The organism is Dactylosporangium sucinum (genome assembly GCF_014647515.1).
GTDB lineage: Bacteria > Actinomycetota > Actinomycetes > Mycobacteriales > Micromonosporaceae > Dactylosporangium > Dactylosporangium sucinum.
This window is the reverse complement of the sequence record NZ_BMPI01000022.1, coordinates 1-15,864: the sequence shown is the minus strand read 5'-3', so window position 1 is coordinate 15,864 and position 15,864 is coordinate 1. Positions and strand designations below refer to the sequence as shown.

Sequence of the window (15,864 nt, the reverse complement as noted above, 5' to 3'; positions counted from 1 at the left end):
GACGAGGTGGGGGCTCACGTGCGTCGATTGGGGAAGCTAGTTGCCGGTCCGACCAGGGACAACCCACGCCTGAAGCGCTCTGACCAGGACTTAAGACGCACCGAGGCGGGCAACATGCGAACCTGCCTGTGCATCCACGGCTGAGCTGCGGAAATGCGCGAAATCGGAGATCAAAAACGCGAGATCAGCACAGACACATTTAAGGAGTAACACAAGGGCGCCCGAGGCTGACAAAAGGCGGAAATCAAGTGAAAAGTCCGGCAAGTCGGATGTCATGGGATGCGTCCGCCTGACAGGGCGGGCCGGGCGTGATCGTCATCCGTCGCTCGTCGAGGTCGAGCAGCACCCCGAACAGCGACTCCGTCCGCTCAGCATCGCTAGGAGCGTCGATGTCGTGCCGGCAGATCGACTGCGGATAACCGCCGTGGTCGGCCAGCACCGCCTGCACCTGCTTCTCGTCCAGCAGCCCGGCGCCGAGCAGCCGGCGCGCCCGGGCACCGCGGTAGAACGTCGAGCCGCCGAGGCCGCGCACGACGTCGAAGACCGGCAACGTCGCCTCGAGGTGGTTGGCGTGCGTGATCACGCCGTCGACCGGGTGCAGCACCCCGACGTCACCGGGCACCACCTCGAGGTCCAGCACCTCACTCGGTACACCCGGCGCGAATGCCTGACCGATCAGCAGGTTGATGCTCGAACAGCGCGGCGTCGCGCACGCGACCTTGATCGCCTCGCCCAGCAGGCGCGCCTCCAGCACGGCCCGGAGCAGCACGTGGTACGGCACGCCGCCGGAGCGCCGGTCGCGCGACGAGCCGAGGAGGTTCACGCACACGCCGAGGCCGGCGTCGTTGAGCCCGGCCTTGGCCAGCATCCCGGCCTCAGTCAGCGCGAGCACCCGCGAGCCGCGCTCGTCGCGGGTGGCGAGCAGGATGCTGTACGGGCGTTGCGCCGGATGCCAGTCCCAGTTCTGGGCGAGGAGCGCGTGACCGGTGACGCTGCGCGTGTCGAGCACGCCGATCGCGGTGCACTCCGTCCCGGCGTACATGAGCTCCGACCGCCCGTTGAGCGCGTAGATCTCGTTCACGTCGACGTCCGCGCCCTCGGCCACGCCGTCGAGCATCTCCGCGACCCGCGGCGCGTGCTGGTGGGACGCCTCGCGGAAGAGCGCGCCGTACCGCCGTACCGTGGCGCGATCGAGACCGGCGAACGACGCGAATCGCTCCAGATAGCTCGCCGTGTTCAACCCGATGAGGTCGGCGGCGGCCCTACCGTAGGCAACGCCACACTCACCCGGCGTGCCCTCGACGACGACCAGCGGCAACGGCAGGCTCATACGAGCACGCTAAGCGTGACGCCGCCCTGCCCGCGACCCTCGAAGACGCGCGTCACAGCCACTCACCTGGCAAGATTTTCGCTGAACAGGCCCTACGCTGAGCGACATGAACCCCGTGGTTGACGACACCTGCGTCATGATCGACGGGCCGTGGTCGCACCGGTTCGTCAGCGCCAACGGCACGCGGTTCCACGTCGTGGAGGCCGGGACCGGCCCGATGGTGCTGTTCCTGCACGGGTTCCCCGAGTTCTGGTACGCCTGGCACCAGCAGCTCGCCGCGGTCGCCGACGCCGGCTTCCGCGCGGTCGCGATCGACCTGCGCGGCTACGGCGCGAGCGACAAGCCACCGCGCGGTTACGACGGGTACACGATGGCGGGCGATGTGGCGGGTCTCATCCGCGCCCTCGGCGAGCGCAGTGCGTACCTGGTCGGCGCCGGCTACGGCGGCATGATCGCGTGGACCACCGCCGCGTTCCACCCGAAGCTCGTCCGGCGGCTGGTCGTGCTCGGCGCCGCCCACCCGCTGCGGCTGCGCGCGGCGCTGGCCACCGACCCGCGCGGGCAGTTGGCCGCCGCGAAGCCGGTGCTGAAGTTCCAGGTGCCGCGCTTCGAGCACATCCTGACCCGCGACAACGCCGCACTCGTGGGTGATTACTTACGAATGTGGGGTTCACCCGATTGGGTGAATTCCGAGACATTTGCCGACTACGAGCGGTGCTGCCGCGAGGCGATGCGCATCCCGCAGGCCGCGTTCTGCGCGCTGGAGACCTACCGGTGGGCCGTGCGGGCGACGCTGCGCCTGCAGGGCTACCGCTTCGTCAAGCTGCTGCAGCAGCCGCTGACCGCGCCCACGCTGCAACTGCACGGGGCGTTGGATCCGGCGGTACTGCCGAGGACCGCGCAGGGCTCGGGGCGCTACGTGCTCGCGGAGTACGAGTGGCGGCTGCTCCCCGACGCGTCCCACTTCCCGCACCTGGAGCAGCCGGAGCTGGTCACCGGGGAGATCCTGCGCTGGGTGAAGGGCCTCTAAACTCGCTGTTCGCGCAGCTCGGAGACCTCGGCCCGCGGCGCCCACCCCTGGTAGACGCCGTAGTCGAACTCCTCCAGGTTGAGCTCCGCGGCGACCGGCGCGCGCCCGCCCGTGTACTCGACGCGCAGCCACCCGTCGTGCTCCCCCAGCACGATGAACGGCTGACCGCGCCAGAAGCAGGTGGTCCGCACATAGACGAGCTCGTCGACCTCGTTCAGCGCGACGATCCGGCGGTACCGCCCCGGGCGCACCTCGTCGAACCCGTCCGCCTGGTCGGGCCGGTACAGGCGGACGTCGTCCCCGTCCGGGCTGGCCTCGTACTCGGCGCCGCGCCACCGGGCCGCGTACCCGTCACGGATCACAGCGCTCCGTTCTTCCGCCAGTTGGGGCCGTCGGCGTCGAGCCGCGCGATGAGCTCCTGCCGGCCGTCGCGGCGCAGGCGCCAGAGCTCGGCGTCGTGCGGCAGCCGGGCACTGTCGACCTTGAACTCGGCGATGACGTCGCTGGTCTCGCTCGGCGCGAAGCCGTTGCCGCGGAACGGCGGGCGCTCGATGACCCAGCCCTCCATCGCCCGCATGGCCTCCTGCGACGACCCACCGTACGGGATGCGGTAGAGGTCGCCGCGGTAGGCGATCCAGCGCAGCACGTAGGACTCGTCGGCGTCCGGCTTGAAGCTCGACCCGGCATACCCGAGGCCGAGCGCGTTGTACAGCTGGTCGGGCGTCTGTAGGTGCCCGACCTCGCTCGCCCGGTGCACGAACCCGGACACCCGGTCGTAGTTGCGCTCGAGGTAGTAGCTGAGCTGCTCGGGCGAGATCGGCTTCTGCATCACCAGCCGCCCGCCGGACGACGGCGGCTCGAACGCGGGCCGCGGCTGGGCCGCCTCCTCCCGCCTGGCCGGCGCCGGCTGCTCGGGCTCGTCGACGCCGAGCCCCATCTCGGCCGCCCAGGTCGCGAGCTGGACGACCTCGGTGCCGGGCAGCACCGCGCCCGCCGGGGACTCGGGGTTGATCGCGAACGCCAGCTGGTCGCCGGGCGGCCATTGGCGGATGAGGCGGGTGAACTTGATCCAGCTGCCGAGGGCGTCCTCGCCGAGCCGGTCCTCCATGCGCTCCTGCGAGGAGAAGACGACGAGGTGCGGCACGCCGTTCATGTGCTCGGTCCGCCAGTTCTGCGGCTCGATGGTGCCTTCGCCGTCCCAGTAGGGCACGAGCACCTTGGCCAGCAGGAGCGTGGAGAGGAACCGGTCGGTGTTGTTCTGCTGGACGGCCTCGAAGAGGTCCTGCTCGGTGCTGTTGGCGGGCTGGAAGCTCGCGACGGCGGCCGGGTCGAGCCGCTTGGGGGCGCTCGGGGGCGCGGCGTCCGGGCCGACGCTGGTGGGGGCCGGGCTCACCGGCGGCTCAGGTGCGGGGGGCTGCCAGTCGGCGACCGGTTGCGGCTCGGGCCGGGCCTGGAGGCTCGGCTCGGGCTGGTAGGCCGGCTCGGGCTCGTAGGCCAGCTCCGGCTCGTAGGCCGGCTCCGGCTCGTAGGCCGGTTCGGGCTCGTGGGCCGGTTCGGGATCCGGCTCGGGCTGCGGCTGGAAGACCGGCTCGGCCTGGAACGCCGTGCTGGGCTGGGCCTGGAACGCCGCGGCGGGTGGCGTGGTCGCGGCGGGCTCCTCCCAGGGGGTCTCCCGGGGCGCGGTCTGCCGCCAGGCGGTCGCCTGCCAGGACCCGACGGGCCAGCTGCCGGTGTCGGAGTCGGTGGCGGAGACGACAACCTCGGCATCGACGATCTCCTCGTGCAGCCGCACGGGGGCTCCGTCGACGATCTCCGGCTCGTACACGGTCTCGCCCGGCCGGCTCACCGGCTCCTGCTGGTCGGCCAGCTGCGCCCGCTCGGCGGCCCCGGTCTCGAAGAACGACCGCAGCTCCGGCGACGGCTCCCGCCAGTCACCGTCGCCGTTGGTTCCGTGGGCGAGCGCGTCGACGCCGGCGGAGAAGGAGACCTGCCCCGAGTACTCGACCGGCTCGGTGGGACCGTCCAGCTGCGCATCGGCCGACCGGTCGCTCCGGCTGCCGAACAGCGACCTGCCGCCGGACTCGCTGCCGGACCCGAAGAATCCGGACTCGCCCGCGGAAGGGAAGAACGACGGCTCGGGGCCGGTGCCCTGCGCCATGTGCGGCGGCACGGCGGACGATTCCGCGGCACCCGGCTGCGCAAGGTGCGGCTCGGCACCCGACGGCGACCCGAACCGCGAGGACACACTCGACGGCTCGTCCGACGGCGACCCGAACCGCGACGCGCTCGGCGGCTCGGCCAGGTGCGGCGGCACGCCCGGCACCGCGCTCGGCGGTTGGGCGAGGTGCGGCGGCGCGGCCGGCGACGGCGCGACGGCCGGCGGCTCGGAAAAGTGCGGCGCCGGAGGTTCGGCAAGGTGCGGGGCCGGCGGCTCGGACCGGAACGCCCCCGGGAGCCCGAACTCCGCGTCACTGGTCGACGGCCCGAAGAACGCCGACTGGCGGTCGGCGCGCGGAAGGTCGGGCTCGTCGGCGAAGAACGGATGCTGATCGAGGTCGCTGTCCCCGAACCCGGCGGCCCGGGCCCGCGACGCCACCTCTCCGAACGGCTGCGCCGACGACTCGTTTGCCTCGGGCTGCTCGATGTCGAGCCGGCCGAACCCGGGCCGGTCGAACACCGGCCGGTCGAACGGCAGCGGCTCGTCGGCCGGCCGGGCCTCGGGCGCGCGGCTGGGGGGTTTGGCGAGGCTGGCCGGCCGTACGTCGCCCGGGCCGTTCCAGCCGAGCGGCTGCGTCTGCTCGCTCGCCGGCGCCTCTGCGGCCCCGAAGAACCCTCCGGACGCCGCCGCGTCGTCGCCCCGAGCCGCCCGCGAGGGCAGCCCGCCGAACCCGCGATCCTCGCCAGGACGCGCCGCCACCGACGGACCGCCGCCAAACCCGCGATCAGCGTCCTCGGCAGCACGCGACGGCAGCGCAGAACCGGCGCCAAACCCGCGATCATCGTCCTCGGCAGCACGCGACGGCACCGAAGCCGCGGCACCGAAGCTGCGGTCATCGCCCTGGCCACCGCGCGACGGCAGCGAACCACCCGCACCGAATCCACGATCATCGGCCGCGCCCGGCCGCTGCGGCAGCGAGCCGCCGGCCTGGTTGGCCTCTCCCGGAGCCGGCTGCGCGGCCGGCCGCGGCGGCAGCGGACCACCGCTGCCGAGCGTCGACGGACGGCCCGGCAGTCGCCCGCCCTGCGAGAACGGGCGGTCCTCGCCCAACCGGGACCCGAACAGCCCCTCGCCAGGCCGCCCATCAGGACGCGACGGCAGCGGCCCGGCCTCACCGGGCCGGAACGCGGCCGGCGGCTGGGCCTGCGGCTGCCGGGTCGGCAACGGCGGCCCGCCGAGCTTCGGCAGGTCCGGCGGCGGCTGCCAAGCGGCCGGGAGCACGGGATCGGCGTGTTCGGTGTACACCTCGCCGAGGCTCCGAGCCGGGTCACGCCGCGGCCAGTACCGCCGCGGATCCCCTTCCTCGGCCGGCGGCGGCCCAGCAGAACCGGCGAACCGGGGCGAGTCGGACACGCCGGGCGTACGCGACGGCAGCCCGCCCTCACCGCCGGGCCGGCGCGGCAGGTCTCCCTCACCACTGGGCCGGCGCGGCAGGTCTCCCTCGCCGCCCGGCCGCCGTGGCAGGTCGCCGAACAGCTCCTTCTCCCCCGGCACGTCGATCGACCGGTGATCGTCCTCGTCGAACAGCCCGCGGCGCGGGAAGGCGGCCCGCCCGCGCGCCGGACTGTCGGGCGGGGGCGAGACGGGGGCCTGTGGTGGCGTCTGCGGCGCCGAACGAGCCCCCATCGTCCGGTCGAAGTTGACCGGACGATCCGCCCGCGTGGGCAGGAACGCACCGGGGGGCGCCACATCCGGCGGGGGCACCTCGCGGCGCGGCGGAACGGCCGGCGGGGCGGACGTCGGCGCGGAGGGGGCCTGCTGCTCGGCCTTCATCCGCTGGCGCTCGATCGGCGTCGGGGCCGGCTGGTTGGGCACGGAGCGCACGGGCACCTGGGCGACCGCGCGGGTGCGGTTGGTGGCCTGCTCCATGCGCGCGCGAGCGCCCAGCGTGCGGCCCGGGAGGCGCACGTCGCCGCGGCTGATCTGGGTGACGAACCAGCTCGGGAGATACCCCTCGATGGGAAGGCCCGGGTTGACCGCGAGCCACCAGTCGACGTTGGGCCAGATGGTCGCGAGGTCGCGGAACGGCACGCGCCGATGGGTGCCGGGGTGACCGGCCAGGCACTCGTGCAGCGCGGCGGGCGAGGTGAACGCGAGCACGTGCGTGCGGCCGTCGGTCGTCCACGTGCCCCAGCCGGAGTCGCCGGGGCCGGGCAGCTGCGGCGCGTCGGGCGCGATCGGCAGCAGGACGTCGGTGCGCGCGAGGATGCGGAAATACTGCTCCTGGTCGTTCGCGCGCAGGGCATCACGCATGGCGGCCTCGGCCTCGGTGGCCGGCTCCCATTCGGTCACGGCCACCCCCCTTGTCGGGCTCGAAACCGCCGCGTCGCCGAAACCTAACCTATATGGCCACGGCAATCCGAGGGGAGCGACGCGGGCAAGCGCTCCGGCCAGCATAGCGATCCCCGGGCGCTCGATCACAACGCTGTCTCATTCGCGGCATCAGCACGACGTCTGTGGCCGGGCGGGACCAGCGCCTACGATCGGGTCATGCCTCGGGGGCGCCGAATGTCCGGTTTGGCGGCCCTGCTGAGCGTGGTGGCGTGCCTCGTGGCCCCGCCGGCCGGCGCGCATGCCCCGGCCGCCTGCCCGAGCCCCACCAGTCGTCCGGAACCGGCCGGAACGCCATGGCTGCAGCAGCGGTACGACCAACGCATGCTCGTCCGACTGGCCGACGGCCACGGAGTGACGGTCGCGGTGATCGACTCCGGCGTCGACGCCCGGCACCCCCAGCTGCACGACGCCGTCCAGCCTGGCCCCGACCACCTCGACGGAGGCCTTTCCCGGCTGGATTGCGTCGGCCACGGTACCGCTGTGGCCGGCATCATCGCCGCACGCCCCGCGGACGGCGTCGACTTCCGCGGCCTGGCACCCGGAGCCACGATCCTCGCACTGCGGGTGACGGAACTGGTCGAGCTGGAGAACGGCCGCCGGGGCACCCCCGCCGACCTGGCGACGGCGATCCGCGAGGCGGTCGAGGGCGGCGCCCGGGTGATCAACCTGTCGCTCGTGCTGTACCGCGACGACCCCGCCGTCCGCGCCGCCGTCGCCGACGCCCTGGCGCGGGATGTGATCGTCGTCGCGGCGGCCGGCAACCGCTACGCGGAGGGCAACCCGGTGCCCTATCCCGCGGCGTACGACGGCGTCATCGGCGTCGGCGCCGTCGACGAGTCCGGCGAGCGCCTGCCGTCGTCGCAGGTCGGTGACTACGTGGACCTGGTCGCGCCGGGAGCCGGGATCGTGAGCACGTTCCCGCCGGCCGGGCTGCGGGCGGGCGACGGCACGAGCTTCGCGACACCGTTCGTGTCCGCGACCGCGGCGTTGCTCCTGCAGTACCGCCCTGAGCTCTCGGCCCGCGAGGTCGCCGAGCAGCTGCGGGCGACCGCGGACGGCGGCGGGGCGGCGGGCTACGGCGCCGGCCGGCTCAACCCGCTGCGGGCACTGACGGAGCTGGCCGGGCCGCCCTCGCGATCGCCAGGGGTCTACGCGCCGGCACCCCACCCGGCCGCCGGCCCCGCGCCTCGGACGGGCGCCCTGCCGCTGGCCGCCGCGCTGCTGGCGACCGCACTCCTGCTGGTAGCGGCCGCGATCGCGCTGCCGCGAGCCCGCCGCCGCCACTGGCGACCCGCCGTTCAGCGCGCGCCGGGGAACAGTTGACGGTTGCGGTGCTCCGTGTCGAGGTACCGCTGCATCGACTCGTCCAGGGCGACCTTGATGTCCTTGAGCATCAGCGCCAGGTCGCTTCCGGCGCGCTCCCAGCCGGCCTGCCGGGCCGCATACGCCTCGCGGGCCTCGCCCTGCCAGCCCCCGGTCAGCCGGCGGCCGAGCTGGGAGACCTCGTCGAGCCGCGCATTGAGGGTGTTGAGCGCGGACTGGAGGGACTGACCGGCGTGTTCCATCGCACCGAAGTTGACCACGAGCATGTCGTCCATGACGTCCTCCTCCGCCTTCAGCCGAGCGCGGACAGGTCGGTGCGGGCAACCCGCCGCAGGCGGGCGTCGGCCTCGACGTCGGAGGCCGCATAGTTGCGCCCGGCGGACTTGAGCCCGGCCGCGGTTTCGAGCAGGTTCTTGTTGAGCGCCTCCTGGTCGAGCCGCCACGCCTGCTTGACCGCCTCGAACGACCGCCCGCCGGCCCCTTGCCAACCACTGCGCGTGATCTCGAGCTCCCGCATCAGCGTGGAGAGCATGCTCTGCAACTCTCCGTTGACCTGCTCGAACCGCTGCGCGGCGGCATTGAGCTCCGCCTGTTGCGCCTGCGTGGTCTGCGCCATGAAACTCCCCGTCTCCTCGATTCCGATCGATGCCTGGACCGTACTGGCCGTAGCCGATCGATCACCAGACCCTTTCCGAGCCTGTGGATAACTCCATGCATCAAATCTGATGCATCAGAACGAGTGCACCTAAGATGGCGGCATGACGGAGGGCCGGTCGTTCATCAAGTGGGCTGGCGGGAAGACGCGCTACGCGGCCCGCCTGGTCGCGATGGCCCCCCGGTTCACCGGCCGCTACTGGGAGCCCTTCATGGGCAGCGCGGCGGTCTTCTTCGAGCTCCGCCCGGCGAAGGCCGTCCTGTCCGACGCCAATCCCGAGCTGGTGGCCTGCTTCCGCGCCGTCGCGGCCGACCCGGAGGCGGTCATGGAGCGCCTCGACGCGCTGCCGAACACCCCGGAGCAGTTCGCCCGCGTCCGCGCCCAGCAGCCCGAGCACCTCGACGAGCTCGGCCGCGCCGCGCGGGTCATCTACCTGAACAAGACCGCGTTCCGCGGCCTGTGGCGGGTGAACCGCCGCGGCGGGTTCAACGTTCCGTACGGCGCCTACGACCGCCCGTACTACAACCGCGAAACGCTCCTGGCAGCCGCCAAGGCGCTGATCGACGTCGACATCCGCCGCTGCGACTTCGCCGAGCCCCTGCGGGAGGCGGCGGCCGGCGACTGGGTGTTCCTCGATCCGCCGTACCTGCCGGAGGGCGGGTTCGCCGACTTCAAGCGGTACACGCCGGGTCAGTTCCACGAGGCCGACCACGAGCGCCTGGCCGCCGCGATGCGCGAGGCCTCCGCGCGCGGCGTGCTGCTGACCATGACCAACAGTGACACGGACGCCACCCGCCGCATCTATCAGGGCTTCACCGCCGTCCGGATGGCCACCCGGCGGGACATCAACCTCCGCGCATCCGCCCGCGATTCGGCAGATCTGGTACTGACCAACTACTGAGACCGCCCGGCCAGGACGGGATCGAGCGCGGGCCCGGCCGGCAGCAGCCCGAGCAGCGCCGCGGGCACGGTGACGGGCTCCTGCCCCGCGTACCCGAGCACCGGCAGCACGTCCTCGCCGGGCACGGTGTGCCGCCGCCCGAGGTCGGTGACCAGGCTGAGCACCCCGGTGTCGGTCCGCACGAGGGCACCGCCGCCGGGCGGCACGACAACCGTGTCTCCCCCGCCCGTGGGCACGCCGCCCTTGACATCGGGAAGCTCGACCGCGGTCGTTATCTGGTCATCGACGCACATCGCCGCGCCCGGATCGTCCACCAACGACGGCAGCACGCCGTCGAAGTCGGCACCGGACGGAACCGCGTGCAGGAACCCCTGCCCGACGCTGACCTGCGAGCGCGCCCCCGGCTGGCGCACCAGATGCTTCTGGTTGTGCCAGATGAGGTACACCTGGTGCGACGAACCGGCCACGAGGACCCCTCGGTCGCCGAGCGCCTGCCCCTTCCCCGGCCGGTCCCCGATGAACACCACCGACCCGTCCGGCGTTGAGCACACCATCCACGGCTCGGTCCGGAGGCGGTCCTTGGGCGGCAACGAGGCCGGCGCACCCGGAATGCCGAGCACGGCCCCGCGCGGCGCGCTCCTGAGCCGGGCCCGGCTCACCGTGACGGTGTGCGCGTCGGGCGCGTTGAGCAGCAGCAACGCCGAGGCCTGGTTGAGGACGGGGTGGAGGCGCGGCTCGCGGTAGACGAACAGCGCGCCCGACTCCCGCTCGACGATGAGGGCCTTGTCGTCCCGCCAGTCGCTGGTGTCGCCGGGCCGCAGCAGCGCATAGGCGGCGGCCCCGCCGACCCCGACGGCCGCGAGCAGCACTCCGACGAGCGCGGCTCCGGCGAGCCGCCGGAACGGCGGCTGCGCGGGGTCGGTCTCCCTGGCAACGAGCGCGGCGACGACCCGCTGGACCCCGAACTGGTACGAGTGCACCTGCTCCTGCTGCGACGCCATCCGGTCCTCCAGAAAGTGTCGTACCGGGGACATACGATAGGCGGCGAACGACATCGGTGGGGGGCGATGTAATGCTGCGGGCAAGAATCGTGTCGGCCCAGGTAGCGCTGGCCGCCCTGGCCACGGCGTGGGCCGCGGCGTCGCTCTGGCCGCTGCTGGCCGTCCCGTTCGCCGCGGCCCTGCTGACCCCGCTGCCGACCCGCCGCCGCTCCTTGCCACCGTCCCGCGACGCCGCGACGCTGCTGGCCCGGCTCCACCCGGGCGCGGCGCTGACCCCGGCCGACCTGGACGGCGCCGAGGTCGCCGTGCTGGAGGACGTCGACGGCCTGGCCGCGGTGGTCGAGCTCGGCGACGCGGCGGGGCTGACGAGCGAGCCGTTACCCCCGCTGCCGCCGTTGGCGACCCTGCTGCCCTCGGCCGCGGACGATGCCCCGGAGATCCGCCTCCAGCTGCTGATCATCACCGTGCCGCCGGCGGAGGACGCCGCACACCGTTCGCTGACGGGTGCTCGGGTCCCGGCTCGCCAGCGGGTGCTGCTGACGGTGCGCGCCCGCCGCTCGGGTGGCTACGCCCGCCAGACGCTCGACCAGGCGCTGCGGGCCGCGCTCCGCCGTGCGGTGCGCCAGCTGGAGCGCTCCGGCGTCCCGGCCCGGCCGCTGCCCGCGCGGTCCGCACTGTCGGCCTTCGAGGAGTCCGCACACTGCACGTCGCCGCCTGCCCCGCTCGTCGAGACCCGCTCGGCGGTCGAGGCGGCCACCCACGTCCATGCTGCGTTCCGAGTGGCAGCCCAAGGTCAGGGCTCGCTCCTGGAGACGTTGACGTCGATCCCGACGTCGACCACGGCGGTGGCGCTGACGGTCACGTCCCGCACGCCGGCGCTCGACGTCGTCGTCCGCCTGACCGTGCCGGCGGACGGCGGTTCGGCACCAGGCTCGGCACCAGGCTCGGCACCAGGCTCGGCCGCGGCCCTGCATCGAGCGGAGGAGGCACTGCGACAAGCAGCGACGGCAGACGGCACCCGGATCCGCCGCCTGGACGGCACCCAGCTCGACGGCCTGACCGCGACCCTCCCGTTCGGCGCCGCCGCCACCGGACCGACGGCCGCGCTGACCGGCCTGCTGAGCACGGACCGCCTGCCGCCAGGCTCGGCCGCCACAGCGACCGGCCCAGCCGCCGCGGTGACCGGCCCAGCCGCCACAGCGACCGGCTCGGCACCCGGCGGCCGCCCGGCGGCAGGAACCGGCAGTCGCTCGGAGGGCGGCCGGGCAGCCGTGGAGTCGCGGCTGGTCCTTGGACGGGCCGGGGTGGTGCTCGGCCTGGACCGCCATGGCGGCCCGGTCCCGATCCGCCTGTTCCGCGATCTCCCGACCCGGGTGACCCTGATCACCGGGCTCCGCTGCGCCCAGCAATTGATCATGCGAGCGGCCGCGACCGGTGCGGACGTGGTGATCCAGTCCGCCGACCCGGGGGCCTGGGCACCGTTCCTGGGTCGTCTGGGCAGCTCGGTCTCGATCAAGGCGGCCGACCGCGCTCAACCGCTCCCGGACCCGACGCCGGCTCGCCCGCAACTGCTGGTGGTGGACAGCGGGCCGGCGCCGCCGTCGCGGCCGTGGCGTACGACCCTGCTGGCCCGCCCGCACCTCGAGCCGGCCGACGCGGAGGCGCTGCGCGCGTCCGACCTGGTGATCCTCCAGTCCCTCCCCGGACCGCAGGCCGCTCTCGCCGCCGACGCGCTGGGCCTGAACGAGTCGGCGGCGTGGCTCCCGAAGGTCGGCCCCGACATGCTGGCCATCGTCGTCACCGGCCACTGCGTCCGCTGGGCCGACCTCGCCACGACCCCGCACGAGCGCCGGCTCACCGGCCGCTGACCTCCCGGCAGGAGCCGAACACGAGCCGCACCCCCGCCCTCCCGGCCGGGGAGGGTGAGTGCCGGGTGGCCTTCTGCCCAGGAAGTGGTGATAGTGGGGTGTTCCGGGCTGGCTTGTCCATGACACCATCACCCGCATGGGAATCCTCATCCGGCTCGCCGTGAGCGCGTTCACGGTCTGGCTGGCCACGCTGGTGATCCCGGGTATCACCGTCGAGGGTGACACTGGGCGGAAGGTGCTCACGGTCATCGCGGTCGCGGCGATCTTCGGCATCGTCAACGCGGTGTTGCGTCCGATCATCAAGACCATCGGCTGCTGGGCGTACCTGCTCACGCTCGGGCTCGTGTCGCTCGTCGTGAACGGGGCGCTGCTCCTGCTCACCAGCAAGATTGCCGACTGGCTGGATCTGGCGTTCAACGTCGACAAGTTCTGGCCCACGGCCATCCTCGGGGCGTTGTTCATCGGCGTCGTCAGCTGGTTGATCAACTTCCTCATCCCCGACCGCGGCGACCGCGACCGCAAGAAGAAGGATGACTACCGCCGTCCGCAGCCGCCGCCCCGTCAGCAGTACGGCAACTACCAGAACTATCGGTAGCCCGGTGAGGGGTGGGCAGGCGTCCACCCCTTACGGTTGAGCCGTGGACCCGCTGCGCCGAGGCTATTTGTCCGCCCTGTCCGCCAACATCCTGTGGGGTGTCTTCCCGCTGTACTTCCGGGCGCTGCGTCCGGCCGGTGCCGTGGAGGTCCTCGCGCACCGGATCGTCTGGTCGCTCGTCACGGTGGCGCTGCTACTGGCTGCCCTGTGGCGCTGGCGGCCGCTGAAAGAGCTGGTCAAGAACGGCCGGCGGATGGCCGGGGTCGCGGCCGCCGCCGTCTTCATCGCCGTCAACTGGGGCGTCTACATCTACGCCGTCGACACCAACCGCGTCGTCGAGGCCTCCCTGGGGTACTTCGTGAACCCCCTCTTCGTCATCCTGCTCGGCGTGCTCGTCCTGCGCGAACGCCTCCGCCGGCTGCAGTGGGTCGCGCTCGGCGTCGGGGCGGTGGCGGTCGTCGTGCTCACGATCGACTACGGGCGGCTGCCCTGGGTGGCGCTCACCCTGGCCGGGTCCTTCGGCTGCTACGGGCTGTTCAAGAAGCAGCTCGGCCTGCCCGCCGCCGAAGGGCTGTTCCTGGAGTCCGCGGTGCTGACGCTGCCCGCCATCGGGTACCTCTGGTGGCTGACCAGCGACCACCAGTCCACCTTCGGCACGGTCTCGGCCTGGCACACCGTCATGCTGGCCGGCGCCGGGCTGCTCACCGCGGTGCCGCTGCTGCTCTTCGCCGAGGCCGCCAACCGCGTGCCGCTGTCGGGCCTGGGCATCCTGCAGTACCTCACGCCGATGCTGCAGCTCATCCTCGGCGTCGCGGTCTTCCACGAGGCGCTGCCCCCGGGGCGGCTCGCCGGCTTCGCCATCGTCTGGTGCGCGCTCGGCATCTTCACCTGGGACGCGATCCGCTCGACCCGCCGCACGCGCGCGGCCCAGCGCGAGGAAATGCCCGCCGCCGTGTGAACGAGATGGGCGGCCGCCTCATGAGACGACCGCCCGCTCCCGGTGAGTGAGACGAATGTTCTAGGTGGTGAGCGCCAGCAGCGGTGTGTCGTCGTCCTTGCGGATCTCGACCCGCGCGATGTCGGCGCGCGGGATCGTGGTGCGGGTCTTCAGGTCGTACTCGTCGCCGTACCCGGCGGTCCACGAGTCGATCTCCTCGGCCGGGCCGGACCTCGGCACCACGACGAGCTTGTAGGTCCACTTGCCGTAGCCGCCGCCCTGGTAGGCACACTGCATGCGGACCACCGTCCCGTCGGCGGCGGGTTCGAGGGCCAGGCGGGCGGTCACCGGCACCGACCCGGCAACCTCCTCCATCGCGACGAACTCCGGCCCCTTCGGCTCGCCGATGCCCGCGGCCCGCACGCCGAGCACGCCCAGCACGCCGAGGCACGCCGCGACGAGCGCGGTGCCCACGGTCTGCCAGCGCCTCCGCCGCCGGTCGGCCCGCTTCTGGTGGGCCGCGCGGTCGAGCACCCGAGGCAGCAGGGGGTCCACCCGGTGGCCGTTGGTCGCATCGGTACCGCCGGAAGCCGCCATGATCGGCCCCGCCCACGAGCGATCGAGGCTGGACGGCCCGGCCCACCTCGCGCCGCCGTTCGCGTCCGTCTCTTGCCCAGCCGTCGGGCGCTGGCCCGGCCCGTCGAGCGCTGCGTCGCCCCATCCGTCGAGCGCGGACCCTGAGTCGGCCGGCTCGTCGGCGATGGCCGCGGCCGCGCTCCGGTCCAGGCGCCCGAGCAGGGCCGGCAGGTCGGCGAACTCCGCCACCTCCGCACGGCACTCCGCGCAGTCCGCGAGATGCCGCTCGTATGCCTCACGCTCGGGCGGCGACAGCGCCCCAAGGACGTAGACACCTGAGTCATGGAGGTGCTCACACCTCATTGCGTCACCCCCAACTCCTCCAGTACGACCTTCAGCGAACGCAGTGCGTAGTAGGTCCGCGACTTGACCGTGCCGGGCGGCACGCCCAGCCGGTCGGCCGCGTCGGCGACCGAGCGCCCCTGGTAGAAGCACTCGACCAGGACCTCGCGGTGCGGTCGGGAAAGCCGGGACAGCGCCTCGGCGATGACCCAGGACTCCACCGCGCGCTCGGTCTCGTCGACCACGACCGGAGTTTCCGGCAGCTGGTCGGTGAACACCTCGCCGACCCGCGCGGAGCGCCGCCGCCATGCGTCGATGGCGAGGTTCCTCGCGGTGATGAAGAGCCAGGCCCGCACCGAGCCACGGGCCGGGTCGAGCGCCTCGGGGTGCTGCCAGGCCCGCAGCAGGGTCTCCTGCACCAGGTCCTCGGCCCGTTGGCGGTCGCCGCCGGTCAGTCGCAAGGCATGGGCGAACAGTGCGTCTCCGTGCTCCGTATGGAGCGCCTTCAGCAGGTCTGCATCGTCTCTACTCACGCCTCGTGATGTTTCCGATCCCTTCCACCTGGTTCTACGCACTAATACGCAGAGCGGTTCAGCCGCACACCACATGTCGCGGATGTGACTGGACGTATCACGGCCCAGTCGAGCCGACGAGCCCCACAAGTTGACCTTGGTGGATTTCGGTCGCCCCGGCGGCCGAAATCCACCAAGGTCAACTTGCTTTGGAGGCCAACCAGCGCGGGCCGCGACCGGCG

Annotated in this window: 13 protein-coding genes and 1 pseudogene; 6 read left to right on the top strand and 8 right to left on the bottom strand. The window is 72.9% G+C overall.

Translation table 11 applies throughout. The features are described 5' to 3' along the window. Positions 1-244: 244 nt before the first annotated feature. Positions 245-1,330, bottom strand: a complete 1,086-nt coding sequence (locus IEZ31_RS22680) for a C45 family autoproteolytic acyltransferase/hydrolase (RefSeq protein ID WP_190251950.1) — start codon at positions 1,328-1,330, stop codon at positions 245-247. A gap of 106 nt (positions 1,331-1,436) precedes the next feature. Here IEZ31_RS22680 and IEZ31_RS22675 point away from each other — a divergent pair, with 106 nt between their 5' ends. Beyond that, complete coding sequence (locus IEZ31_RS22675) at positions 1,437-2,360, top strand: alpha/beta fold hydrolase (RefSeq protein ID WP_190251949.1); 924 nt, start codon at positions 1,437-1,439, stop codon at positions 2,358-2,360. On the opposite strand, the gene IEZ31_RS22670 is transcribed toward IEZ31_RS22675, so the two are convergent. After that, the gene (locus IEZ31_RS22670; protein WP_190251948.1) at positions 2,357-2,722 is read right to left on the bottom strand and encodes a UCP033725 family protein; all 366 of its coding nucleotides are present in this window, start codon (positions 2,720-2,722) and stop codon (positions 2,357-2,359) included. The two genes, IEZ31_RS22675 and IEZ31_RS22670, sit on opposite strands and share 4 nt — an antisense overlap. Beyond that, positions 2,719-6,870 (bottom strand): SseB family protein, encoded by a 4,152-nt coding sequence (locus IEZ31_RS59410; RefSeq protein WP_190251947.1) that lies wholly within the window; start codon positions 6,868-6,870, stop codon positions 2,719-2,721. Before IEZ31_RS59410 ends, IEZ31_RS22670 begins: the two co-directional genes overlap by 4 nt. A 216-nt stretch (positions 6,871-7,086) precedes the next feature. Between IEZ31_RS59410 and mycP the strand changes: the two genes are divergently transcribed. Beyond that, entirely contained in the window at positions 7,087-8,235 is a 1,149-nt protein-coding gene (mycP, locus tag IEZ31_RS22660) for a type VII secretion-associated serine protease mycosin (protein ID WP_190252049.1), read from the top strand. Here the strand turns inward: mycP and IEZ31_RS22655 are convergent. Continuing rightward, entirely contained in the window at positions 8,211-8,510 is a 300-nt protein-coding gene (locus IEZ31_RS22655; RefSeq protein ID WP_190251946.1) for a WXG100 family type VII secretion target, read from the bottom strand. The two genes, mycP and IEZ31_RS22655, sit on opposite strands and share 25 nt — an antisense overlap. 17 nt (positions 8,511-8,527) lie before the next feature. Continuing rightward, complete coding sequence (locus tag IEZ31_RS22650) at positions 8,528-8,851, bottom strand: WXG100 family type VII secretion target (protein WP_190251945.1); 324 nt, start codon at positions 8,849-8,851, stop codon at positions 8,528-8,530. Between the two features lie 142 nt (positions 8,852-8,993). On the opposite strand from IEZ31_RS22650, the gene IEZ31_RS22645 reads away from it, so the two are divergent. Next, complete coding sequence (locus IEZ31_RS22645) at positions 8,994-9,791, top strand: DNA adenine methylase (RefSeq protein ID WP_190251944.1); 798 nt, start codon at positions 8,994-8,996, stop codon at positions 9,789-9,791. On the opposite strand, the gene eccB is transcribed toward IEZ31_RS22645, so the two are convergent. Next, complete coding sequence (gene eccB / locus IEZ31_RS22640) at positions 9,785-10,792, bottom strand: type VII secretion protein EccB (protein ID WP_190251943.1); 1,008 nt, start codon at positions 10,790-10,792, stop codon at positions 9,785-9,787. The genes IEZ31_RS22645 and eccB overlap by 7 nt on opposite strands. An 89-nt stretch (positions 10,793-10,881) precedes the next feature. On the opposite strand from eccB, the gene IEZ31_RS22635 reads away from it, so the two are divergent. The 3 genes and pseudogenes from IEZ31_RS22635 to rarD all read left to right on the top strand — a co-directional run bounded on the left by IEZ31_RS22635 (position 10,882) and on the right by rarD (position 14,213). Next, entirely contained in the window at positions 10,882-12,660 is a 1,779-nt protein-coding gene (locus tag IEZ31_RS22635) for a type VII secretion protein EccE (RefSeq protein WP_190251942.1), read from the top strand. 136 nt (positions 12,661-12,796) lie between these two features. Continuing rightward, positions 12,797-13,177 (top strand): annotated as a pseudogene (locus IEZ31_RS22630) (phage holin family protein); the annotation flags it as partial. Positions 13,178-13,298: 121 nt separating this feature from the next. Beyond that, positions 13,299-14,213 (top strand): EamA family transporter RarD, encoded by a 915-nt coding sequence (rarD, locus tag IEZ31_RS22625; RefSeq protein WP_190251940.1) that lies wholly within the window; start codon positions 13,299-13,301, stop codon positions 14,211-14,213. A 60-nt stretch (positions 14,214-14,273) separates the two neighbouring features. On the opposite strand, the gene IEZ31_RS59405 is transcribed toward rarD, so the two are convergent. Further along, positions 14,274-15,131, bottom strand: coding sequence for an anti-sigma factor family protein (locus IEZ31_RS59405; protein WP_229835748.1), 858 nt, complete (start codon positions 15,129-15,131; stop codon positions 14,274-14,276). Then, the gene (locus IEZ31_RS22615) at positions 15,128-15,643 is read right to left on the bottom strand and encodes a sigma-70 family RNA polymerase sigma factor (RefSeq protein ID WP_268241683.1); all 516 of its coding nucleotides are present in this window, start codon (positions 15,641-15,643) and stop codon (positions 15,128-15,130) included. Before IEZ31_RS22615 ends, IEZ31_RS59405 begins: the two co-directional genes overlap by 4 nt. Between the last annotated feature and the right edge of the window lie 221 nt (positions 15,644-15,864).